Raw genomic sequence first — 22898 nt, forward strand, 5'->3', positions numbered from 1 at the left:
ATCTTTATCTTTGGGGCCCTTCCTGGATTAAATCCGATATCAGTTTATTGGAACTTGTGTCCACCCAATAGGTTCCGAGCTCTCCTGAATCTAAAAACTTTGTAATGGACCACGGATTATAGATAACCGTTCGTCCACCAAAGATAAAGCCATCATACCAGTCTTTCACACGGGGCATGTCTGACTCCATTCCCATAAGCTTCAAAGCATGAAACACTTCTTCTTTGGTGAAACCAAACGCCGCAGTGTATTTATCTGATGTAGTAGTAACAATTTCCAGATTATTCATATCTGAAAAAATAGATTCCTTGCCTACCCTGGTGATACCGGTTAATACCGCTCGCTCTAAGTAAGGATTTGTCTTAAAGGTAGAATTAAACAGACTGCGGATAAAGGTAGTCAGTTCTTTCCAGTATCCATTAACATAGGCTTCCTGCATGGGTGTATCATACTCATCCAGAAATATCAGTACCTTTTCGCCGTAGTAGCGGCTCATATAATCAGAAAGGTAATTTATTGTCAAGGCCGCAACATCATCTTTCATATCTGTCTTTACAGAACGCAAAAATTCCCAGTCTTCTTCATTCAGTATTCTTTCATCTTTTACATAAGCATGCATACTGAACAGTTTTACGAGCTTCTGGATAATACTGCTCCTGACCACTTCAAAAGTATTGCCTTTTATATCCGCGAAACTTAGAAAAATCACCGGATAGCTGCCCTGAAGTTCATGGTAGCTTTCATCTTCCCAGATGGAAAGGCCTTCAAATAAATCACTCCTTCCGGTATACTGCTTGGAGAAGAAGCACTTGAGCATATTTAAATTTAAGGTCTTACCAAAGCGCCGTGGACGGGTAATGAGTGTAACCGCGTCTCCGTTCTCCCACCATTCTTTAATGAATTCGGTTTTGTCAACTAAAAAGTAGTTATTCTTTCTTAAAAATTCAAAATCTTGTGTTCCTATAGAAACTACCGGCTTCATACTATGTACATTCCTCCAGGCATCTGATTGATTTAAATCTTAACTATAATATCATATCAGCACCTGTGGTACAAGAAAAGCTTTATAAAATTTCCAACCGGAATATCAACCTCTTTTTTTATTGACATCCCATAAGATCCAACCGTATAAATGCCTGGATTTTTGAAGAATTTTCCCTTCGGAATCTGCGTTTTCCATAAGAAGCTCAGAGATCCTTCTTTCCAGATTTGGCATTTGTGGAAACCGTCTCTCAAAATGTGATATATAATAGGAGATCAAACTTTCAGAGATGTCCAGTTTTTCCTCCACTTCCTGTGTATGATAGGAGGTTATCGGAAGATACCCGTCAAGCCATAACAGATTAAACAGGCTGTAAAAGTGACGGTGGTTCCAAAGAGATTCATGTGTGCTGCTCTTACCTGACAGCGTATGCGCAATCAGATTTTTCAGCTCGTCTTCTTCCTGAATGGGACTGCAGTTAAAACAAGACCCTCTGCTCATAGCAATCATCTTTTTAAGTGCATTCAAGTTTCCTGCAGCCGGCGACATAGAGGAGAATACCAGGTCAAACTTTTTTCGCCATCCATAAGCATCAATATCTGCCTGTTTAAAGTCACATTCGATAAATGAAGTATTAGGTGTGCTTTCTGATTCGGCATATCTTTTTCCGAGGATTAACATTTCCGGAGAAATATCAATTCCGGTAGCGTGACCAGATCTTTTTGCAAATTCCACAACAAAACGTCCGCTTCCCGAACCGATATCAATGACATCGCTTCCGCTCTTCAAAACCCCCTGCTTTTCCAGGTACTCGGTCACTGTTTTAACACGTTCATCTAATTTCCTTCGAAATGAAGTGTCTGTTTCCAGCTCCAGACTCCATTCCCCGGCGCGGCTGTCCCAGATTTCGGCTGTGTGTTTCATACTGTCCGGGCGATGATATTCCCATAATTTCTGAAAATATTCCCGATCCTGTTCCATGTTCTTACCGTCCATTATAGCTGCTCCTTTTCTTATATTTTCAACTGGCATCTTTTCTTCAGTATAGGTCATCGTGCTTGTTTTGTCTATGAGTCCGTTTTTGTTTTTGATATCGTATTGACTTTCTGTATGCATGCTATATAATAAAAGAATCTACGTTATATTTTTAAAAATACAACGAAAAGAAAGGGGAAAATGGAAATTGAAAATGAAGAAAACATTTCTGAGTCTGATGCTGGTCTGCTCTATGGTGCTTGTGGGAGCAGGCTGTGGAGGTACAGCTGCCGACGACAGCTCATCCAGGCAGGAGAGCGCTTCTGTATCGGAGAAATCGGACTTCTCCACATCTAAGAGCTCTGACGCAGCTTCCGACAGTTCAAAAGAGAATACTGTCAGATTTACGGATTCTACTGACAGGGAGGTAGAGATCCCGAAGGAAATCAGCCGAATCGCTCCTTCGGGGCCATTGGCACAGGTTGTTTTGTATACCTTATGTCCTGATAAGCTGGTAGGTCTTGCAACGGAGATGAGTGATAATCAGGCTGGGTATATTGATGACGCCTATCGGTCGCTTCCGGTATTCGGAAATTTTTATGGTGATACTTTAAATATGGAAGCAATCATGAAAGCGAAACCTCAGATTGTTATTGACGTCGGTGAGATGAAACCATCTGCGAAAGAAGATATGAAAGGCGTTCAGGATAAAACCGGTATTCCTTCCATATTCGTACATATGGAGCTGGACTCCATGGCTGAAGCGTATCGGACTCTGGGTAAAATTGTAGGAGAAGAAGAGCAGGCTGAAAAACTTGCATCCTATGTGGAGGAGACACTGTCGGAGGTTAAGGGGAAATCTGCATCAATTCCGGACGCAGACAAGGTTAAGGTATATTATGGGCAGGGGGATGCCGGCCTTACCGCCTTTGTTAAAGGTACCGTACATGCAGATGTGATTGATGCCGTAGGTGGGATAAATGTGGCTGATATTGAACAAAGTGTCAGGGGAGGTGCAAGTGATATTTCTATGGAACAATTGATGCTGTGGCAGCCCGAAGTGGTCTTGTTTGCGCCGGGAAGTATTTATTCGGATGCCGGAACCAGAGCTGAATGGCAGGGCGTTGATGCAATTAAAAATCAAAAGTATTATGAGGTTCCGCAAGGACCCTATAGCTTTATGGGACAGCCGCCGTCAGTGAATCGTATCATCGGACTTAAGTGGTTGGGAAATCTACTTTATCCCGAGGTGTATTCATACGACATGAACGAAGAAATAAAGGAATTCTATAAATTATTTTACCATTGCGATCTTAGCGACGAACAAGTTGACCAGCTGCTTGCAAATTCGAAGAACAAGGAATGATTGGAGGTCAGCAGATGGCTGGTACATCTGAAAGAAGGGGAAAGTGTTTTTTGTTTTTGGCCGGAATTCTATTTATCGCGGTGTTTGTGGCAAGCTTTGCTCTTGGAAAGTATCCTGTTTCCCCCTCGGAGCTTCTGCACGTTCTGTGGGGTAAGCTTACAGGTGCGCCCAAAGATTGGGCGGACGATATTGAACTTGTAATTTTCAAGATCCGTATGCCCCGTATACTGGCAGGTGCACTGATTGGTGCAGGGCTATCATCAGCAGGAGCTGCTTATCAGGGTTTGTTCCGTAATCCTATGGTATCACCGGATGTTTTGGGCGCTTCTGCCGGTGCAGGTTTTGGGGCCGCATTTTCCCTTTTGCTGGGGCTTAATTTTGCAATGGTATCTGTCAACGCATTTATCTGCGGACTTTTGGCGGTAATCGTTGCCTATCTGATCAGTACCAGAGTAAAACAAAATCCGACGCTTGGTATGGTACTCGCCGGAATCATGATCAGTTCACTGTTCTCCTCCGGTACCTCATACATCAAATTGATTGCGGACCCGAATAATACACTGCCACTTATCACTTACTGGTTGATGGGAAGCATTTCATCCATTCGTGTTAACGAACTTATATATGCCAGTATTCCGATATGCCTTGGTATGCTTGTGCTGTATTTGCTGAGATGGAAAATGAATCTGGTTGCGGTCGGGGAAGATGAAGCGCGTTCCATGGGAATCAATACAAAGGTCATGCGGATTATCATTGTGGCAGCCTCGACGCTGATATCATCGGCATGTGTTTCAATCAGTGGTATGATCGGCTGGGTGGGACTTGTGATTCCCCACTTTGCCAGGCTGGCAGTCGGACATGATTATCGTGTGATGTTCCCGATGTCCATGCTTATGGGAGCGAGTTTTCTGATGACTGTTGATGATTTTGCAAGGCTGCTTGCTACACAGGAAATTCCAATCGGTATTCTGACAGCTTTTGTCGGGGCTCCCTTTTTCCTGTATCTGATATTAAACAGGGGGGATAAGATATGAAGCTTACTGTAAAAGATCTCAGTTTCTCATACAAAACCCGGAAGATTTTAAATTGTGTAAATTTTTCAGCCGATACGAAACGGTGTGTCTGTCTTCTTGGAGAAAACGGTGCGGGGAAAACAACCTTATTCCGCTGTATTCTTGGATTGCTTAAGGGCTATGAAGGTGAGATTCTTGTGGATGGGGAGGATTGTAAAAAGAAATCTGTCAAGGAGATGGCTCGTATGATATCCTACATTCCTCAGGCAAACCTCCCCACGTTCAACTACTCCGTATTTCAAACCGTACTGATGGGGACAAATCCTCTGATGGAAAATTTTCATACGCCCGGGGAAAAAGAGAGGCAGCTTGTTTTTGAGAAACTTGAAATGCTTGGCATTTCTCATCTGGCAGAGCGTGGATATGCGAATCTGTCCGGAGGTGAGCGCCAGCTTGTCCTCATTGCACGGGCTCTGGTTCAGAATTCGGATATTCTGATTATGGATGAACCCACCGCAAATCTGGATTATGGAAATCAGTTTCGTATCATGGAGAAGGTGAAGAAACTTGCAGAGCAGGGCTATCTGGTTATCCTTTCAACCCATAATCCGGAGCACGCTCTGCTATTTGCCGACCAGGTTCTGGTTTTAAAAAACAATAACATTGTTCTGAGCGGTGCTCCGATAGAGGTATTAAAGCCGGAAGTGATCAAAAACATTTACGGAATCACGGTGGAACTGAAAAATATCAGCACGGAAAACGGCATGGTATCTCTATTCGTACCGTGCCTGGATCTGTGATGCAATTCATACATTCATATGTCTCAAAAGTTCCGGTTCCCGCTGTCTGATATGAGTTTCAAGTGTACCGCGGTCAACCAATGCGGGTACCACGCTTTGCCTGGAAATACAAAATCCGGCTGCATAAGTTGCGATTTTTACCGATTCCTCCAAAGTATACCCCTCTATGAGGTAGGAGGCTAATGCAGAGATAAAGGCATCGGCTCCTCCGGTGGTATCTACGGAGACGAAATCAGCCGCCGGGAAGTATTTTTCAATTCCTTCGGTTTTTAGATAACAGCCTTTAGAACCAAGTGTAATAATAATGGTTTTGGCACCATTCTGAAAAAAGTATTCTGCCTGTTCTTCTATTGTTTGAAATTGCGGGCAGAGGACAGAGGCCTCTTTCCGGTTTGGTACCAGAATATCTATGTTTTTCATCAATTTTTCCGGAACTGTTTTCAATGCAGCCGGTTTCAGTATATTTTGTGCTCCATATTTTTTTGCGGTCTTTGCAGCCTCGCTTATAACGGGCAGACTAAGCTCTGAAGAAAGCAGGCAGTATCCGGCATTGCGGAAGAGATGCTGCCTGTTTTGAATGTTTTCAGGAGACAGATTGCCATTTGCACCGGAAAGAATGGTTATCGCACTTTCCCCGTCATTCTCCAGATAGATATAAGCTCTGCCGGTCTGTGATTTTAAATCCCGATGAATCCCTTGCGTAAGGACATGTTCCTTTTCAAGTGTCTCATAAATCAATGATGAGTCAGCGTCATTTCCCACTTCCCCAATTAAAGAGACTTCACGTCCGAGCTTGGAGACTCCTACTGCCTGATTGGCTCCCTTACCGCCCAGAGTAGTAGCGGTGCTTAAAATCCGTGTGGTTTTTCCGGACTGAGGGAGCATGTCCACATTAAAGGTACAGTCTATATTAATGGTTCCTACGACAACAATCTTTTTTGAGCGGAGGTAGGAAGGAGTACTTATACTGACCTCGCTGTCAAAATCGCTTGCAGCATGAAAGAGATAAGCAGGCTCCTCGTCCTGAATTTTTTCACATTTCTTAATCAAATCACTACATACATAGTATCCGAATTCCCGATAGGGTATCTTCAGACTGGAGATATTGGGATAAGAGATTGCTTCCCGTACATCATCCTTTAAACTTACCAGTGATAAATCCGAAGGAACATAATGGTGCATTCTGCTCATCTGTTCAAAAAGCATGAGAGATGAAGCATAGTGGGAACTGACAATTCCTGTTATATGATACGTTGGAAGCTTTTGCATATAGTCAGGATCTGAAATATAAAGCCGCATGCTGTCCGTATAAGGTAATTGATGATCGAAAAGGCATTTTTTAAAGCCCTTTGCAACCAACTGAGAGCGCCGGCTTTTTTCTTTGAGAAGGCAGGCGATTTTCGTGTGCTTGTGTTCCAGAAGCTTTTGCGTTAATTCATAGCCCATCTGTGCAAAATCAATGTTATAAGAAGGAAAGGAATCAGAACCGCCTATGTAACAGAGGGGGATATTCTGATCCAGAAAATAATGCTCATGCTGCTTGCTGCTGTCCTCCACCGGTTCCCAAATCAATCCATCCACCCTGTTCTTTATAAGAGAAGTAATGTGTTTTAACTCTGTTTCTGTGCTGCTTTTACTGTCAAAAAGCAGGATATTATATCCGTGCTCCTGCGCAGATTGGAGAATACCGGTAAGCATCAGGTTTGTCTGGGAAGCTGTGTGAAGAAGCACTCCGAGCAGAAAGGTTTTTGCGTTGGAAAGGTCTTTTACCATGCCATATGGAGTGTAATTATATTCTTTTACAATCTTTAACACCCGGTTACGTGTCTCCGAATTGATATTCTGATCTTTATTGTTAATGATTTTAGAAACCGTTGAAATTGATACTCCGGCCAGGCTTGCGATTTCTTTTATTGTCATGATGTATCCTCTTTCTGTTTTTTTACATTATGAAGGATTTCCGGAGGTTTGTCAATAGAATTATCTATTGTATATAGTAAATATGCACAGGAAAACTGTTGAGAAAATAGTTTTATTTAACAAAATATAATTTTTCAGTTGACATTATAAAGAAATGGAATTACTATTGTGTTACAGAAAATGATTTCGGAAAATATTTTATTAAATTTCCAGACAGGAGGGAAAAGTATGTGGGAAAAGTATCATCTGGATACAGGTGATTTGTTAAAGCGGTTAGAAAGACCGAAGGGTGAGGTTGACGTTGTAATTGATACAGATACATACAATGAGATCGACGATCAGTTTGCACTAGCCTATTTGCTTAAGTCACACGAGAAATTAAGATTACAGGCAATCTATGCGGCACCCTTTTTTAATCATCATTCAGAAAGTCCGGAAGATGGCATGGAAAAAAGCTTTAAAGAGATTCATAAGGTATTAGGCCTGTTGAAGAAAGAAGAATATAAGAAAGTGGTCTTCAAAGGTTCCAGAACATATTTAGAAAATGAGAAGGAAGCAGTGGAATCATCGGCTGCCAGGAATTTGGTGAAGTTAGCGTTAAAACGTGATGACAACGATCCACTGTATATAATTGCAATTGGTGCAATTACAAATATAGCATCTGCTATTTTGATGGAGCCTTCAATTATTAGGAAAATCGTTGTAATTTGGCTTGGGGGAAATGCATTGGACTGGCATGACAATCAAGAATTCAATGCTTGCCAGGATGTGGCAGCTGCAAGAGTAATCTTTGCATGTGGAGTTCCACTGGTTCTTCTTCCTTGTATGGGAGTTGTATCTTCGTTTACTACTACAGGTCCTGAATTGAACTTTTGGCTAAAAGGTAAAAATGAGCTTTGCGATTATCTGGTTGAGAATACCGTTCAGGAAGCCATTTTGGTTGGTCAGGGAAATTGCTGGAGTCGGGCGATCTGGGATGTCACCGCTGTTGCATGGCTAATAGATGAATCATTTATGGAAGAACGTCTTGAGCATAGTCCGATTCCGGAATATGATGACAAATGGGGCATTGATAAGACGCGTCATTTTATAAAATATGTATATGCAATTCATAGAGATGCATTATATATGGATCTTTTTGAAAAATTATCGAAATGACAATTCAAGGGAGGAAAGCAGATGAAAAGTAGAAAAATGGCAGCATGGTTGTTAATCAGTGTGATGGCAGGAAGCTTGTTAAGTGGATGTGGAAAAAACTCTGAAGGTGGAAACTCTCCGGGTAAAGAGCAGGAAACAGGAAAAAGTAATTCCGGCAGTTCATCTAAAACAGAGGGCAGTAGTGCAACAAAAAATTCAGACAAACCCTTTGCCGGACAGGAAATTACCTGGACGGATACTGGTGCAGGTGACTGGGAAGAGAATTTGGAACCAATTCTAGACAAATTTGAAGAAGAGACTGGGGCAAAGGTTAATGTGGAACTTTATTCGCATTCCGATTATCTGCAGATGTTACAGGTAAAATTGGAATCTGGCTCAGATGATTATGATGTAATAGGGATAGACGTTCCTCTGGTAGCCTCCTACGCTGTAAAAGACTGGGTGGCATCTATGGATGAGTATTTTACTGATGATGAAAAGAAAATGTTCAACGATTCAGCTTATGAAGCAGGAAGCTGGGATGGCGTGTTTTATGCACCGGCGATGAATAGCTCGTCTCAGCTTTTGTGGTACAATCTTTTAGTGAAGTATCATATTTTGAGCAATCAAAAAGAGCAGTCAGAGATTAAACTCTAATTGCTCTAAATATGATTCTTCACGATTGTACCAAGTTCGCGGTAACTTAGCCGATGAGGTATATGGGGATAGTATCTTTTTTCAGAACCTCCAATCTAGGAAAATGGGTGTAAAAACCAAAGAAGCACAGGTATGTTTAGCTCAAAAAATATTTTTGGGCATGCTTCGCAGACCTTCCACCAGGAGGTCTTTTGAAAAAAATATGATAAAAGCAAAGATTTACCAAGAAGCGGCATAATTCCTTCCAAGCTGTTTCATGGATCTGCATCCACATTCAGGGCAGAGGCAAATATCAAAGTTCCAGACAGCTTTTAATAATTCGGTCATGGATAACCCAATATATCGTCGCTTAAATCTCTGACATCCCTGGAGCTTAAAGATGATTTTCAGATTTTGGGTTTTCATTCGATTATTCAGAAACCCATAATAGCGGATTTTCTGAAATCCAGATGGCAGCACATGCATCAAAAAGCGGCGAATGAATTCCGTGTTTTGCAGAATGATTTCACGATTGGGTTCATCTGGCCTTTTCCCCCTTGCAGAAAAGGTTGTTTCTGTCGGTGTGGCGGATAGGATTCTGCTGTTTGATATGGCAATCTTATGTGTGTATTTTCCCAGGTATTCAATCGCATTGCCAAAACCGTTAAAGGTCTCCTTAATATAGGGACACCAGTCTTTTTCATAAAGATGATTCTTCCATTCCTTCCAGTGGTAAGAATTCTGAAGTTTCTCACAGGAAGAAGAAAAAGAAAGTTTCCCGCTCCTATGGTATGTTTCTAGAAGTGCGAGATATTTTCCTTTGAATTTATCACGCAATACCTTTACCGGAATAAAAAACTTGTTCTTGGATTTTCTAAGCTTCTGGTCTACGGTCAGTCCGCCACCGGAAACAATACAGTGCATATGCACATGATAATCCAGTTCTTGGTTCCAAGTGTGAAGAACCTGAATGATACCGGGTGTTGCGCCGAGATACTTCTTATCCTTGGATAATTCCAGAAGTGTTTCGGCGGAGCATCTGTGCAAAAGGCCATACAGAAGTTCCTGATTGCAATAAATAAGAGGATTTAGTTCATGAGGAAGGGTAAAAACTACGTGGAAGTAGGGAGAATCAATGACTTCTGCCCTGCGTTTATCGACCCAGATTTCCTTAAGCACGGCCTGACAATTGGGGCAGTTACGGTTCCGGCAGGAGTTATGGTGGATTTCCATATGTCCGCAGTCCGAACACTGACTGATGTTACACCCAAGTTTTCCGGATTTACAGTTTAAAATGGCATGGGAAGCCTGTGCCTGGACTTCCGACTGGTAATGGTGTGAAGCACAATAATCCTCATAAGAGGATTCCCATATCTGCTTGATTTTGTAATTACTCATGGAAGCTCCCTCCCATCTGGTCGAAAGGGCTTGTTACCGAACCAACGCCGTTGGAAGCCAAATGGACATAAATGGTGGTTGAAAGTAAAGATTTATGACCAAGAAGTTCTTTAATGTTCAGAAGATCGGTTCCGTTTTCGTAAAGATGAGTACCAAAAGCATGGCGAAATGAATGACAGGTAATACGGTGTTCCCAGCCAAGGCGGTCTTCATGAGCATGGATATGCCGGGAAAGATAAAAGGTATCAATCGGGCGTTCAGGGTCGAACTGCTTTGGAAAGAGCCAGCCAGTGGGTCTGCCATAGGAATACCAGTATTCGGTAAGGAGATCAAGTGCCTTCTGTGAAAGAATGGCATATCGGTCAGAACGGTTCTTGGAATGGGGAATGTAAATGCGCATCTGTTTCCGTTTTATGTGTTCATACCGCATGTGACAAACTTCGCCAATGCGAAGACCGGAGGAATACATGATAGTGACCATGGTTTTCTGTTTTAGATCAGGCATAGTGGATATGAATTCCCATACTTCATCCATGGTAGGCACAAACGGGATAAATGTATCAAACTTACGGAAAGGAAGCTGCGTTGTATCCCATGGTTTGTGCAGGATATAAATCGTAAAAAACTGAAGCTGAGAAATGGCAGTATTTATAGTACGGTCACTCAGAGATCTGGTATTCTGGAGCCATTTGATATATCCACGAAGCTCCTGCCAAGAAACATCCATGGGATCTTTGTGAAGAATCTCAGTAAGGTAACCGAGATAAGCCCGAATGTAAGTACAGTAAGATTTTATGGTGTGGCCGGTAAGGCCGCGAAGAGAGAGCATCTCTTGATAAGAATTAAAATATTTGTCCATAATGGAACCTCCTAAAGATGAATGGTTTGTCAAAGTGAAAATCAATTCAAAAAAGGTGGCGGACGAATAAAAAAATGAGATATGTAGTTGTTGAATTGAAGAAAACATGATAAATTTAACATAGTAGCGGTCTGAGTGAAATGTTATAAGTTGTCTTGTGGTGATTCAACAATATAACATATGAGCAAAAACTGCTACTATTTTTTAAAAAATAAACTGGTGGCGAAAATGTATCAAAGGCTACGCTAGCTATCGCGCCAGCGATTTGGTACAATACTGCACTTTTAAAAGAGGCTGGAATTGAGATACCAGAAAGTACAACGGAAAGCCGTCTGACATGGGAACAGGTGACAGATTATGCCAAACAGACGCTAGATAAGGTCGATCCGGATGGTTCGAAAGGAATATCAGGAATCACATTTGCTCAGGTTAGCCGTACGTATCAGATGAACCAGATTCCAAACAGTCTGGGGGGGAAGAATATAGGAGATGATGGTTATACAGCTGAGGGTGTGATTAACGATAAGGCATGGATTGATGGTGCAACCTGGTATCAGGAACTTTTTAATAATGGAATTTCGTTAAAAGGGATCACGGCGGATGATGCAGGAGATTTCTTCCGTGCAGGTAAAATCGTCTTTATCGTAGATGGAACCTGGATGGCAAATTCCTGTGATAAGGAAGGAATGAAAGATTATGCATACGCTCCGGTACCCGCTTTTGAGGGACATGAAAGTGAAGTAGGGACCCCTACTGGCAGCTGGCATTTTGGAATACCAAAGAATGCGAAGAATAAAGAGCTTGCAGCTGAATTCATCAAATTTATGTCTATTGGTGAAGGTAATTCAATGTGGCTGGAGGCAAATGGAGATGTCCCTGCTACAGTTGCGGGTGTTGAAACGATGATGAAGAGTGATAAGGCTCCGGAATATATGAAAATTGCAGCATATGAGTCTGCTAACACGGCTGTACCAAGGGCGATGACCCCCGGATATACTGAGTACGACACCATTATTCAGAATACTTGGGAGGATATCAAAAATGGCTCTGATGTTTCGGACTCTCTGAAGAATGCAGTAAACAAGATTGAAAAGGTAATGGAAAAGTATAATAAGTAAACAGTTTACAGGTAATTGTATGGGTATGTACATATTCTGCCAGAGACCCTTGCAATTACCTGTCTTATAAGAATGGGTGGAGGAACCTTATGCTACATTTATCAAAAAAAATGCGCTTTCTTCCTTATGTGTTGATAGCTCCGGCGTTTCTTCTTATTTGTATTTTTAAATTATATCCGATTGTTGAGACTGCTTTAGAAAGCCTTTTTGTAGATAGTAGTTTTACGCTTGATACATACAAATCGCTTTTTTCAGATTCTTCTTTTTGGAATTCACTTTGGATTACATTGAAAATTAATATTGTTATGATTCCTTTACAGGTATGCCTGGCATTTATCGTTGCACTTTTGGTGAATTCAACTGTAAAAGGAATAGGAATCTTTCGGACTGTTTTCTACCTTCCGGTTACCATTTCGATTACAGTTGGATGTTTGGTTTGGAATATCATGTTGAATCCCGATAGTGGTGTCGTGAATAGCTTTTTGAATCTGTTAGGAATTCCTTCACAAGATTTCTTTATCAGTAAATCTCAGGCTTTATGGTGTATTGTGCTTGTAGCCACATGGAAGGGCGTAGGGTATTGGATGATGTTTATCCTCGCAGGATTGAAAAACGTTGATATTGCTATATATGAATCGGCGAAAATCGATGGTGCAGGATGGTTTACAACAATCTGGAAGATTACAATTCCCTTGATTAAGAAGGTTCTTTTGTTTGTATTTGTGGCCAATACGACAGCAAATATTCTGCTGTTTGTGCCCATGCAGGTGATTACAAATGGTGGACCGCAAGAGAGCACAAATGTCTTAATGTTTGAAGCATATCAGTCAGCGTTTCAATATGGAGACAGAGGCAGAGCATCAGCAATTGTTATGGTACTTCTACTACTAATTGTATGCATTTGTCTTTTTCAAGCTGCTTTGTTGAATGAAAATGATAAATCTGAGAAAGTGAGAGTAAAATGATGACGAGGAAAACAAAAAAGACACTTTCCCACATTATTCTATATATTGTGCTGATTTTAATTGCAGTACTAACATTATTTCCGCTTCTTTGGGGAGTATCAGCCTCTCTTAGGGATGATTCAGAATTATATACGTATGTCATGCCATTTTCCATACATACTTTGATTCCGGTAAAGTGGACGGCAAAGTCTTATGTGGATTTGTTTACCGTCTATGGGTTTCTAAAACCGGTGCTCAATACAGTGCTTGTTACCGCAATCTCTATTGCGTTTGGATGCGTCCTTAATTCAGTGGCTGCTTTTGCATTTGCAATGTTTGAGTTTAGGTTCAAAAAACCGCTGTTTTCTCTGGTACTCATTTCGTTTATGATACCTTTTGAGGCGATTGCACTTCCACTTTATCGGGTTGCAGATAAAATGAAGATGGTAGATACGTTTCAGGGAATGATTCTGCCCAGTATTGCCAGCGGTCTGGTACTATTCTTATTTGTACAGTTTTTTAAAGATATTCCTGCTGACTTACTGGATGCCGCACGAATAGATGGAGCTAATATCGGAAAAATATATAGCAGCATTTTAATACCATTATCACAGCCGGTTTTTATTACTGCTGGATTGATGATTTTTATGGATCAGTGGAATTCATATCTTTGGCCGCTGCTTATTGCCCGCTCTAAAGATATCAGAACCATTCAAATTGCACTCACTGCGTTTAATACAGAACATAGTACCGCATGGTCGGCGCTTTATGCAGGCTCCATGTTCTCGGCATTGATACCACTGCTTCTGTTTCTTCCACTGCAAAAATATTTTGTTCAGGGAATTACTAGTAGCGGCGTTAAGGGCTGATGCATAATGGAGGGAGGTGTAATATGAAATATAAAGACAAAAAAAAGGTGTTGGTTATTGGAAGTCTGAACGTGGATATGGTCACAAATGTAGATCATACGCCGGTTGCCGGAGAGACAATTTTAGGAGATAAGCTAGATTTGATCCCGGGAGGAAAAGGAGCAAATCAGGCATGTGCCGCAGGGCGGCTTGGAGCGGATGTGACGATGCTTGGAGCTTTGGGAGATGATCAGTATGCCATGATTTCAAAGAAAAGCCTAATAGATTCGGGAATCGATGTTTCATACCTTATCCAAAAAAAACATATGGGTACGGGAGTTGCGCTGATTACAGTGAATAAAGAAGGCGATAACAGCATTGTAGTAATTCCAGGTGCAAATGCGCAATTGTCCAAGGAAGATATTGATAGAAATATTGGGTTGATGGAACGAAGTGACATTGTTGTTTTTCAGATGGAAATTCCAGTAGAGACGGTGTTGTATGCAGCCCGGAAAGCTAAAGAACTGAATAAGTTGGTGATTCTTGATCCAGCACCTGCGCCGCGTGAATTTCCGATGGAACTTTACTGTTACGTGGATGTTATTAAGCCAAATGAAACTGAATTGGGAATTTTAACGAAGACAGAGAATGTGTTGGAAAACTTGTATGAGGCTACAGAACTATTGAAAGGCTATGGTGTAAAGCATGTTATTGTTACGCTGGGAAAGAAAGGAGTTTATGTTAATTCCTTCAACCAAGGTGTTGAGCAGATTCCCTCTTATGAAGTGCAGGTAGTGGATACAACGGCGGCGGGAGACTCCTTTACTGCATCATTGGCATTGATGCTCGCAGAAGGGAAAGGGTTGATGGAGGCTGTTCGATATGCAAACCTTGTGGCTGCAATTGTGGTTACGAGAAAAGGAGCACAGTCATCAATCCCGAGAGTGGATGAGGTGAGGGAGTATGAAGGGAAGCTTAATGTGGTTAGAAATATTTAAATATGATGAGCCAGAGAATTATGTTTGGGATCTAAGTTGGAAATTAATGCATAGCCACTTTTTGAATAGGGATGAAATGAGAATGTAAAATAAAAAGCAGGAGTTGCATAAAGAAGGTATGATTATGACACAGACACCATTTGGACATGCTGTTCCTGTTTACAATATGGAACGGACAATCTGTGATATTATTCGAAATAGAAGCAGTATTGAAATCCAGACTCTTCAAAATGCATTAAAACACTATACCAGCCGTAAAGACAAAAATCTGCGGCAGTTAATGTGGTATGCGGCTATGTTTCATGTGGAAAAGATTTTAAGACAGTATTTGGAGATACTTTTATGATTAAGACAGCAGAGCTGCCCTTAACTTAAGGGCAGCCATATCAAAATTATCGTACCTTCACGACTGCTGTTGAGCTGCAATCCATAATCTCTGCCAAAATAGGCACAAATTCTTTTATGAACATTCAATATGCCAATACCGTGGTTATCCTGGTTATATGTATTGTGTATTTCATAATCCTGTGTATCTAAGCTTCTCCTCAATTCAGAAAGTTTCTCAGAGGACATACCGCATCCATTATCTATAACCGAGAGGATGAGGCATCCCCGGTTCAATTCACCCTTTAATTCAATTTTGCACGAATCCTCCATGCTGCTGAAGCCATGCTGAAAGCAGTTTTCCAAAAGTGGCTGGAAAATAAAAGCAGGTACTTTGATTTCCATTAAGTCCTCTGGAACATTTATTATATAAGTGAATTTATGGGGAAGCCGGACTTGCTGGATGGCAATATATTGTTCTGCCTGATAAACCTCATCTTTCAGCTTTACAATTGCCTCACCACGCAGATTATATCTAAGTATGGAAGATATTGCGTTGGAGACCGTGCGGATTTCTGGAACATGGTTGATGTAGGCAAGGGAGCTTATGACATTTAACGTATTGTATAAAAAATGGTGATTAATCTGGGAACGCAGCATCTGCAGGCGCATTTGCTTCTCATTTAATAATACAGTATAATTTTGTTTTAAACTTTCTGCGAGCCTTTTATTCAGATGATTGAAGCTGTCGGTCAATTGCTGAAGCTCTCTGTTTGAAAAATAGCTTTTTTTTATCTGAAACGTGTGCAGATTTCCAGTCTCACAGGAGTCAATATCGTGGCATAAGTGTTTCATAGGCTCTGTGATTTTTTTTGAAAGTATATAAGATACAACGAAGCCCAGAATAATTGTAAAGAACAATATGATAATAAAGTTTTGTATATTACTGATATAGGCGTTTTTGACTACATGATTATCCATCAAATGTATAATTTTCCACCCGGTGGTTTTGTTGTAAGACACACTTAAGGAAAAATCTGTGGAAGCAATTTTCAGAGAATCAGACCAGTGACTCTGATTTTTGGTAATATGCGAGGAAATATCCGAGACATCTTTTTCCAGTGAAGGATTTTCCCTTAACAAAGATCCATCATCTGAAGAGTAAGTCAACTCATTATTTTCATTAAATATAAGGATTTGTACGTTTTTAAGCTTAGAGGAATTCATTGCTTTTTCAATAGGATCAAAATTGATACCGATATACATGATACCGAGATCTTTATTTGCGTAGGGGTCATACATGACTTTTACCATTGGAAGTATATTTTTAAATATATTGCCCGTATATTTAGAGTGTGATATGGGGCCAAAGTAAGTCGGATTACCGTTTGCGAGAGCGATATCTGACCATTCCTTCATATCTTTTATGGCTGCCAACTCATCCTTTCTGTTAACAAAATTATAGGAAAAGATATAGTCGTGCTCATTTTGAACAATACAGGATACAATGTTCGTATTGAAATTATTAGCCTGTTTAATCTGAGAAATCAATAGATTATCGTCTTGGGCCAATTCCAGTGAATTCTCCTGATAATCTGTTGACAGAATTCTTTTTACATCAGAGTTAAAAATATACATAGAGCTCACTTTTTCAGCATTGCTGAGGAGTGTATCAAGGGTAATGTTCGTCTGAACGCATATGGTATTGAGGGCATCGTGGTATTCTTCACTCACCTGTTTCACTGTGTGATTGGCAGTTGTAATTCCCAGTACGATTGTCGGGGTAATTACCAGTAGAATGGATACTAAAAAAATCTGTGTATGATAAGTCAGCTTCTGAAACATAGATTCTCCTTTTTTGAAACGAATTTGTATTCAGCCACACAACAATATGTCTATCAGTATAAAGGATAGAAAAGAATAAAATCAATAACTTGATAAAAAGTATTTTAAAAACCAAAAGAATGCATGCATTCTATCCAAAGATTTGCCTATAACTATCGAAATAAATTGGTTATGATAGTGATAATAAAAAAACGGAGGATCAAAGATGAATAAGAAAGAACGTATGCTGACTGTGTTTCGTGGTGAAAAACCGGATGTAACTCCGGCAGGATTTTGGTTTCATTATAGTCCGGAGTTCTCAGAAGCAGACATGATTCGGGCACATGTGAAGCTATATCAGGAAACGGATATGGATATTGTAAAGATTATGCAGGATTACCCATATCCAGTGGAAGGAAAAATAAAGAGTCCTGAGGACTGGCATCGAATCTCTATAAAAGGAATTGATTCACCTGAATTTTCAAAGATGGCGAATATCATAAAAGGAATCAGAGCAGAAGTCGGAGAGGATGTATTCATTTTTCAGACAATGTTTGGTCCATTTAAAGCGGCTTCCATGGCCTTTGGAGAAGAGATACTGATGGAACATAGTAAAAAATATCCGGAGGATGTAAAAGCAGGGATTCAGATTATTGCAGACGGACTGGAGATGTGGGCAAAGGAATTTCTGAACGTGGGAGCGGATGGAATCTATTATTCAGCTCAGTATGGCGAAGTGGGACGTTTTACATATGAGGAATGGGAAAGACTGGTAAAGCCATATGATCTTCAGATTCTTCGGGTTCCCGGGCAGGAACAGTATGTGTTACTGCATATCTGCGGAGAACCAGAGTATAAATTTAAGACGAACCTGGATTGGTTTAAAGATTATCCGGCGACAATGGTAAACTGGTCTGTAAAAGATAACAATTGTTCTCTTACAAAAGGTAAGGAATTATTCCGGAAACCAGTACTGGGCGGACTTAATAACAAAGGAAATATTTTAAATGGGGAGAAATCGGAAATCGAAGAAGAAGTTCTGGCAGCTATTGAAGAAGTCGGACAGGCCGGGTTTATGATTGGTGCGGACTGCACGATTCAGGGGAAAAATATATCAATTGAAAAAATTGCTTATGCAGTTTCGAAAGCACATAACGATTAATCGACAATTAAATCTTAATTTCAAAAGGAGAAGCGGTATGAAGAAAAAGTTAGTTGCAGGGCTGGGAATGGTGTTGACACTTGCTTTTATGACAGGATGCTCCGGAAACAGTGGGCAGCCGGACGGAAGCAAGGAAGATGGTAATAAATCAGGTTCAGATGTCACGACTCTGGAGTTTTTCCAGCAAAAAGGAGAAGAAGGCCCTCAGAAAGGATATCAGGAGATTATTGATAAGTTTAATAAAGAGTATCCGGAAATTAAAATTGAGATGAATACCGTACCGGATGCCGGGAAAGTGTTGACTTCGAGAATCGCATCGGATGACATCCCGGTGCTCTTCTCGGATTATCCGACTCAGATGCAGTTTAAACAGAAGGTGGAAAGTGGTTTTGTAGAGAAATTATCAGGTCAGGAGTTTTTGCAGAATGTGAATGGATCTGCTTTAGAGATGTCAAAAGCAAATGATGGTGAGACCTATGCTCTGCCGTATAGTAACAACTATATGGGAGTGTTTTATAACAAGGAAATTTTCGAGGAAAACAACCTGGAGATTCCTGAAACCTATGATGACTTTATCCGGGTTTGCGAATCTTTGCAGGAGGCAGGCATTACCCCGATTGGAGTTATGGGAAAGGATCCTACAAAGGTAGGACATATCCTTCAAAGTGCAGTGGTTGCATGGACAGATCAGGGAGTTGAAAAAATAAAGGAAGCTACCGAAGGAACATTAAAGCTGGCAGATGATTCCGAGATGCAAGGTATGGCAAAGAAACTTGGAGAAACCATGAAATTTGCCAATGAGGATATGCTTGGTATGTCAGACACGGTAGTTTGGGAAGGATTTTCCAATGGGAAGTATGCCATGTGTATTACCGGTTCTTATGCAAAAGGAACTTTAGCGATTGCTAATCCGGATCTTCAGATGGGAGTATTCCCCCTTCCCGGTGACAGCAAAGAAAGTACGAAGGTTTTAAGCGGAGTTGATGCTGCAATTTGTATTTCAGCAAAGGCGAGTGAGGAAGAAAAGGAGTGTGCCATGAAATTTCTGGAGTTCCTGGCAAGGCCTGAGAATGCACAGATTTTCTGTGATAATGATGGTGCACCCTCCTGTATCAAAGGTGTGAAGATGGAGGATGAAGGAGTTGCGCCGGTTTTAGAGGCGATTGAGGCAGGAAGGGTTCATGATTGGATGGCGTCGACGATTGATAATAATGTGGTTACAGATTTATATAATGTCACACAGCAATTATTGAGCGACGGGGACACAGACCATTTTCTTGCAAACATGGATGAATCCATTGCTGTAAGCAGCTAGCAATAAAAAGGAGCATTATGCAGAAAAAAAGGCAGATAATTTCTTCAAAATTGGTTTTTTTCAGCTTTACAATCATACCACTGGCATTATACAGTTTTTTCTACGTCTATTCTGTAGTCACGGGAATCCGATATAGTTTTTCTGACTGGGATGGAATTTCTCCTGATTACCAGTTTATTGGACTGGAAAACTACAGGAAGCTTGTTCATAATCCTGCTTTTTGGAGGAGTTTGAAAACAACACTGGTTTACACAATTTTACTGGTCATTGGTGTTATCGTACTTGCCCTTATTCTGGCATTATCCTTAAATTCCCTGAAACGGTTCCGGGGATTTATAAAATCTTTTTTCTTTGTGCCTGCGATGATTGGCGCCGTTACGATAGCACTTATATGGGACCAGATGTTCTTAAGAGTTCTCCCCTACATAGGAGAGCTCTTAAGAATACCATGGTTGTCCGCAAGTTTTCTGGGAAATGTAAAGACTGCACTGCCCGCAGTTGTATTCGTGAATATCTGGCAGGCCGTAGCTATGCCTACCCTTATTTTTCTGTCAGGTCTTCAGGTCATTCCGGACGAACAGTATGAATCAGCCATGCTGGATGGTGCCACTACATTCCAGAAGTTTCGATATCTTACATTTCCCTATATCCTTCCGACCGTTACCGTGAATCTGGTTTTGATCATCAAAGCAGGATTTACTACCTTTGATTATTCATATGCTTTGACGGGCGGAGGACCGGTAAGAGCAACAGAGGTGATAGGAATCATGATTTATAATGATGCTTTTCAGAATATGAAGTTTTCCATGGCGAATGCAGAAGCCTGTGTTTTATTTATTATTATAGCGGTGTTTTCTGTCATCCAGATTAAATTAACCAGCAGGGGCGGTGTGAATACATGAAAATAAAAGGAAAAAAGATACAAGTCAACGGATGGCTGGTATCACGTAATATCATACTCGGGATTGGGTTTCTTATGATTGCGGTTCCCCTGTATCTGGTTGTTATCAATGCATTTAAGAGCCTGAAAGCAGCAGGAGATAATTTTTTTGCTTTTCCGAAGATGCTTTACCTGGATAACTTCAGGAATTTATTTTCTGATAATCATTATTGGGGTTTTGTAGGGAATTCCGCAATAATAACTGTTATTTCCATAAGTCTGATAACTTTATTTGTTCCACTGGTATCTTATGCTATTGCAAGAAATTATGAGAAAAGGTATTATAAGTTTATATACTTTTATCTGCTTATGGGACTTTTTATACCTTCACAGGTGATTATGCTCCCTGTGACAAAGCTTATGACAAGCCTGAATCTGTTGAATAAGAGTGGATTGATTTTACTGTATCTGGCGTTCAGCTTCACACAGGGTGTGTTTCTATTCGTTAACTTTATACGAGGCCTGCCTCTTGAGATAGAAGAAGCAGCGCATATTGATGGGTGTACGGTTATGCAGACTTATTCGAAGATTATGGTTCCCATGATGAAACCTATGCTTGCCACAATCATCGTTATGGATTCTCTATGGATATGGAACGATTTTCTGCTGCCACTGATGATTCTGAACAAATCCCAGGCCAGCTGGACGTTACCGCTGTTTCAGTATAATTTTAAGACAGAATATTCTTTTGACTATACGATGGCATTTACGGCGTATCTTATGTCTATGCTGCCAATACTGATTGTCTATGCATGTGGACAGAAATATATAGTCAAAGGCTTAACGGCGGGAGCAGTGAAGGGATAAAAGCTGCGGAGTCACATAAGGAGTGAGAATTTGGTAAAAATATTAGTCGTGGAAGATGAAGAATATGCAAGGATATCCCTGGTCCAACAGTTGAAAAACATTTCTTTTGATGAGGAATGTGAGATATTGGAGGCGGAAAACGGGAGGCGGGGTCTTTCTCTTGCCAAAAAAGAAAGGCCGGAACTGATATTTACAGATATAAAGATGCCCTTTACAGATGGAATTGAACTTCTAAAAGAAGTGAAATGCAGCTTAGAGGATACGACTGTAATTATGGTAAGTGCCTATGCAGAATTTCATTATGCCCAGGAAGCGATAAAATTGGGTGCCAGCGGCTATCTGCTGAAACCCGTAATCGATGAGGAACTGGCTGACATAATTACCAGATTTCACAAGGCATCAGAGTACAGGAACAGTTGGCTGGAGGAATATATCGGAAACGGAGTTCTGAATCAGGAAGTGGCAGATACAGACTGCGAAAATACTGAAAAATTTGAGAAACTGTTCAAGGAATATAATCTTATCAGTATCTATTTCCGGGATGGAAAAGTCCCCTTAAAAAGTAATTTGAAAAAACTGCTGAGACAGGGAATGAAAAAAAGGATTTGGAATTGCCTGTTGTAGAAGTAGGAAAAAAACACTGGTTTGTAGTTTGTGACAGCCTGGAGGGTGAAAGCTTTGTCCAGAGAATTGGCTTTTTACTGAGCAGAGAAGGCTTCCGTTATAAGGCAGGTGTCAGCTTAAGCTATAAGCACGGCAGAAAGCTTCACAAGGCATACCAGGAATCGGTATTGGCGGTAAAGAGTAAGATATTCTATGAAGAGAAGCGGAACATTATTTTCTACAGAGATTTGGAAGAGAGAACGGCAGCTTATGAGGATATTGGTGAAAAACCCCTGAACAGCATACGGCTTTACATGGAACAGGGAAATGAAACACTGGCCTGCGGCAGACTGGAATCCTGGATCCGGGACATTTTCTCCATTCCGAAGTTAAAGACAAGTAGTATAGAAGGTGTCTTAATACAGATTTTTGCCATGGTACATTTGCTTATAGAAAAGTATACACTGAATCCGGAAGAAAAATATCATATTCCTATCTCGTTTTCTATTTTGGATGTGGACTCCGTGGATGAATTAATCCAACGGATGAATCGCCTGATTCAGATTCTCTGTATGGAGATGAAGAAAGAGAAGGAATCTAATCCAGACAAACTGGTGAGAGTCATGACTGAATACATTCATCAAAATTATAATAAAGAAATATCTTTAAAGGATCTGGCAGAAAATGTTCTTTTTATGAATCACACATATCTGAGTCATATCTTCGCAGAAAAAACCGGAAGCTGTTATTCCGCATATTTAAAACAGGTAAGGATGGAAAAAGCGAAAGAATTTCTGAAAAAGGATACGTTATCCATTACGGATGTAGCCATTTCGTCAGGTTACAATGACTGTTCTCAATTTATCAGAAGCTTTAAAAAAGAAGTAGGAATGACGCCTAAAAAATTCAGAGAAAGGCATAAAACATAG

The 22898-nt window shown here is 40.6% G+C and carries 21 protein-coding genes and 1 pseudogene; 16 read left to right on the plus strand and 6 right to left on the minus strand.

Annotated features, from left to right (window positions below):
- Positions 1-4: 4 nt before the first annotated feature.
- Entirely contained in the window at positions 5-982 is a 978-nt protein-coding gene (locus KNL20_RS15970; RefSeq protein ID WP_329957503.1) for an AAA family ATPase, read from the minus strand.
- A 105-nt stretch (positions 983-1087) separates the two neighbouring features.
- Positions 1088-1978 carry a class I SAM-dependent methyltransferase gene (locus KNL20_RS04315; RefSeq protein ID WP_230399396.1) on the minus strand — a complete coding sequence of 297 codons (891 nt, stop codon included), beginning with the start codon at positions 1976-1978 and terminating at the stop codon, positions 1088-1090.
- Positions 1979-2171: 193 nt separating this feature from the next.
- On the opposite strand from KNL20_RS04315, the gene KNL20_RS04320 reads away from it, so the two are divergent.
- The 3 genes from KNL20_RS04320 to KNL20_RS04330 are packed head-to-tail and all read left to right on the plus strand — an operon-like array spanning position 2172 to position 5136.
- The gene (locus tag KNL20_RS04320) at positions 2172-3323 is read left to right on the plus strand and encodes an ABC transporter substrate-binding protein (RefSeq protein WP_230399397.1); all 1152 of its coding nucleotides are present in this window, start codon (positions 2172-2174) and stop codon (positions 3321-3323) included.
- 14 nt (positions 3324-3337) lie between these two features.
- Positions 3338-4357: a FecCD family ABC transporter permease gene (locus tag KNL20_RS04325; protein ID WP_230399398.1), complete on the plus strand. Its 1020-nt coding sequence runs from the start codon at positions 3338-3340 to the stop codon at positions 4355-4357.
- Positions 4354-5136, plus strand: a complete 783-nt coding sequence (locus KNL20_RS04330; protein WP_230399399.1) for an ABC transporter ATP-binding protein — start codon at positions 4354-4356, stop codon at positions 5134-5136. Before KNL20_RS04325 ends, KNL20_RS04330 begins: the two co-directional genes overlap by 4 nt.
- A 6-nt stretch (positions 5137-5142) precedes the next feature.
- Here KNL20_RS04330 and KNL20_RS04335 read toward each other — a convergent pair whose 3' ends face one another.
- On the minus strand, positions 5143-7056 hold the full coding sequence (locus KNL20_RS04335) for a PfkB family carbohydrate kinase (RefSeq protein ID WP_230399400.1): 1914 nt from the start codon (positions 7054-7056) through the stop codon (positions 5143-5145).
- Between the two features lie 228 nt (positions 7057-7284).
- On the opposite strand from KNL20_RS04335, the gene KNL20_RS04340 reads away from it, so the two are divergent.
- Together KNL20_RS04340 and KNL20_RS04345 are read left to right on the plus strand one after the other, a co-directional pair.
- Complete coding sequence (locus tag KNL20_RS04340; protein ID WP_230399401.1) at positions 7285-8214, plus strand: nucleoside hydrolase; 930 nt, start codon at positions 7285-7287, stop codon at positions 8212-8214.
- A gap of 21 nt (positions 8215-8235) precedes the next feature.
- Positions 8236-8850, plus strand: a complete 615-nt coding sequence (locus KNL20_RS04345) for an ABC transporter substrate-binding protein (RefSeq protein ID WP_230399402.1) — start codon at positions 8236-8238, stop codon at positions 8848-8850.
- 219 nt (positions 8851-9069) lie between these two features.
- Here the strand turns inward: KNL20_RS04345 and KNL20_RS04350 are convergent, their stop codons facing one another.
- Positions 9070-10227: an IS91 family transposase gene (locus KNL20_RS04350; RefSeq protein ID WP_230397435.1), complete on the minus strand. Its 1158-nt coding sequence runs from the start codon at positions 10225-10227 to the stop codon at positions 9070-9072.
- A complete protein-coding gene (locus KNL20_RS04355; protein WP_230397436.1) occupies positions 10220-11086 on the minus strand; it encodes a tyrosine-type recombinase/integrase in 867 nt (288 codons plus the stop codon). The genes KNL20_RS04350 and KNL20_RS04355 overlap by 8 nt, the downstream gene beginning before the upstream one ends.
- A gap of 251 nt (positions 11087-11337) precedes the next feature.
- On the opposite strand from KNL20_RS04355, the gene KNL20_RS04360 reads away from it, so the two are divergent.
- From KNL20_RS04360 to KNL20_RS04380, 5 genes and pseudogenes are all read left to right on the plus strand, one after another.
- Positions 11338-12204 carry an extracellular solute-binding protein gene (locus KNL20_RS04360; protein WP_329957517.1) on the plus strand — a complete coding sequence of 289 codons (867 nt, stop codon included), beginning with the start codon at positions 11338-11340 and terminating at the stop codon, positions 12202-12204.
- A gap of 89 nt (positions 12205-12293) precedes the next feature.
- Complete coding sequence (locus KNL20_RS04365; RefSeq protein WP_230399403.1) at positions 12294-13169, plus strand: carbohydrate ABC transporter permease; 876 nt, start codon at positions 12294-12296, stop codon at positions 13167-13169.
- Complete coding sequence (locus tag KNL20_RS04370; protein ID WP_230399404.1) at positions 13166-14017, plus strand: carbohydrate ABC transporter permease; 852 nt, start codon at positions 13166-13168, stop codon at positions 14015-14017. Before KNL20_RS04365 ends, KNL20_RS04370 begins: the two co-directional genes overlap by 4 nt.
- A 23-nt stretch (positions 14018-14040) precedes the next feature.
- The gene (gene rbsK / locus KNL20_RS04375; RefSeq protein ID WP_230399405.1) at positions 14041-14994 is read left to right on the plus strand and encodes a ribokinase; all 954 of its coding nucleotides are present in this window, start codon (positions 14041-14043) and stop codon (positions 14992-14994) included.
- Between the two features lie 94 nt (positions 14995-15088).
- Positions 15089-15340: pseudogene (locus KNL20_RS04380) on the plus strand (type IV toxin-antitoxin system AbiEi family antitoxin domain-containing protein); the annotation flags it as partial.
- Positions 15341-15360: 20 nt separating this feature from the next.
- On the opposite strand, the gene KNL20_RS04385 reads toward KNL20_RS04380, so the two are convergent.
- Positions 15361-17163: a cache domain-containing sensor histidine kinase gene (locus KNL20_RS04385; RefSeq protein WP_230399406.1), complete on the minus strand. Its 1803-nt coding sequence runs from the start codon at positions 17161-17163 to the stop codon at positions 15361-15363.
- A 205-nt stretch (positions 17164-17368) separates the two neighbouring features.
- Between KNL20_RS04385 and KNL20_RS04390 the strand changes: the two genes are divergently transcribed.
- Genes KNL20_RS04390 through KNL20_RS04415 form a run of 6 tightly spaced genes read left to right on the plus strand, consistent with a single transcriptional unit; the run spans position 17369 to position 22898 of the window.
- Complete coding sequence (locus KNL20_RS04390; protein WP_230399407.1) at positions 17369-18304, plus strand: uroporphyrinogen decarboxylase family protein; 936 nt, start codon at positions 17369-17371, stop codon at positions 18302-18304.
- 37 nt (positions 18305-18341) lie between these two features.
- Positions 18342-19619, plus strand: coding sequence for an ABC transporter substrate-binding protein (locus tag KNL20_RS04395; protein ID WP_230399408.1), 1278 nt, complete (start codon positions 18342-18344; stop codon positions 19617-19619).
- A gap of 17 nt (positions 19620-19636) precedes the next feature.
- Positions 19637-20521, plus strand: coding sequence for a carbohydrate ABC transporter permease (locus KNL20_RS04400; protein ID WP_230399409.1), 885 nt, complete (start codon positions 19637-19639; stop codon positions 20519-20521).
- Positions 20518-21366 (plus strand): carbohydrate ABC transporter permease, encoded by an 849-nt coding sequence (locus KNL20_RS04405; RefSeq protein WP_230399410.1) that lies wholly within the window; start codon positions 20518-20520, stop codon positions 21364-21366. Before KNL20_RS04400 ends, KNL20_RS04405 begins: the two co-directional genes overlap by 4 nt.
- A 30-nt stretch (positions 21367-21396) precedes the next feature.
- Entirely contained in the window at positions 21397-21990 is a 594-nt protein-coding gene (locus KNL20_RS04410) for a response regulator (RefSeq protein WP_230399411.1), read from the plus strand.
- Positions 21978-22898 (plus strand): helix-turn-helix domain-containing protein, encoded by a 921-nt coding sequence (locus KNL20_RS04415; RefSeq protein WP_230399412.1) that lies wholly within the window; start codon positions 21978-21980, stop codon positions 22896-22898. The genes KNL20_RS04410 and KNL20_RS04415 overlap by 13 nt, the downstream gene beginning before the upstream one ends.

This window comes from Novisyntrophococcus fermenticellae, assembly GCF_018866245.1.
GTDB classification, from domain to species: domain Bacteria; phylum Bacillota; class Clostridia; order Lachnospirales; family Lachnospiraceae; genus Novisyntrophococcus; species Novisyntrophococcus fermenticellae.

What these genes read in the sequence shown, in the direction of transcription:
- KNL20_RS04335 (WP_230399400.1), bottom strand. Translation starts at nt 7,056, where the DNA reads ATGACAATAAAAGAAATCGCAAGCCTGGCCGGAGTATCAATTTCAACG.
- rbsK (WP_230399405.1), top strand. Translation starts at nt 14,041, where the DNA reads ATGAAATATAAAGACAAAAAAAAGGTGTTGGTTATTGGAAGTCTGAAC.
- KNL20_RS04340 (WP_230399401.1), top strand. Translation starts at nt 7,285, where the DNA reads ATGTGGGAAAAGTATCATCTGGATACAGGTGATTTGTTAAAGCGGTTA.
- KNL20_RS04355 (WP_230397436.1), bottom strand. Translation starts at nt 11,086, where the DNA reads ATGGACAAATATTTTAATTCTTATCAAGAGATGCTCTCTCTTCGCGGC.
- KNL20_RS04350 (WP_230397435.1), bottom strand. Translation starts at nt 10,227, where the DNA reads ATGAGTAATTACAAAATCAAGCAGATATGGGAATCCTCTTATGAGGAT.
- KNL20_RS04320 (WP_230399397.1), top strand. Translation starts at nt 2,172, where the DNA reads ATGAAGAAAACATTTCTGAGTCTGATGCTGGTCTGCTCTATGGTGCTT.
- KNL20_RS15970 (WP_329957503.1), bottom strand. Translation starts at nt 982, where the DNA reads ATGAAGCCGGTAGTTTCTATAGGAACACAAGATTTTGAATTTTTAAGA.
- KNL20_RS04330 (WP_230399399.1), top strand. Translation starts at nt 4,354, where the DNA reads ATGAAGCTTACTGTAAAAGATCTCAGTTTCTCATACAAAACCCGGAAG.
- KNL20_RS04395 (WP_230399408.1), top strand. Translation starts at nt 18,342, where the DNA reads ATGAAGAAAAAGTTAGTTGCAGGGCTGGGAATGGTGTTGACACTTGCT.
- KNL20_RS04370 (WP_230399404.1), top strand. Translation starts at nt 13,166, where the DNA reads ATGATGACGAGGAAAACAAAAAAGACACTTTCCCACATTATTCTATAT.
- KNL20_RS04385 (WP_230399406.1), bottom strand. Translation starts at nt 17,163, where the DNA reads ATGTTTCAGAAGCTGACTTATCATACACAGATTTTTTTAGTATCCATT.
- KNL20_RS04390 (WP_230399407.1), top strand. Translation starts at nt 17,369, where the DNA reads ATGAATAAGAAAGAACGTATGCTGACTGTGTTTCGTGGTGAAAAACCG.
- KNL20_RS04315 (WP_230399396.1), bottom strand. Translation starts at nt 1,978, where the DNA reads ATGGACGGTAAGAACATGGAACAGGATCGGGAATATTTTCAGAAATTA.
- KNL20_RS04405 (WP_230399410.1), top strand. Translation starts at nt 20,518, where the DNA reads ATGAAAATAAAAGGAAAAAAGATACAAGTCAACGGATGGCTGGTATCA.
- KNL20_RS04365 (WP_230399403.1), top strand. Translation starts at nt 12,294, where the DNA reads ATGCTACATTTATCAAAAAAAATGCGCTTTCTTCCTTATGTGTTGATA.
- KNL20_RS04400 (WP_230399409.1), top strand. Translation starts at nt 19,637, where the DNA reads ATGCAGAAAAAAAGGCAGATAATTTCTTCAAAATTGGTTTTTTTCAGC.
- KNL20_RS04345 (WP_230399402.1), top strand. Translation starts at nt 8,236, where the DNA reads ATGAAAAGTAGAAAAATGGCAGCATGGTTGTTAATCAGTGTGATGGCA.
- KNL20_RS04325 (WP_230399398.1), top strand. Translation starts at nt 3,338, where the DNA reads ATGGCTGGTACATCTGAAAGAAGGGGAAAGTGTTTTTTGTTTTTGGCC.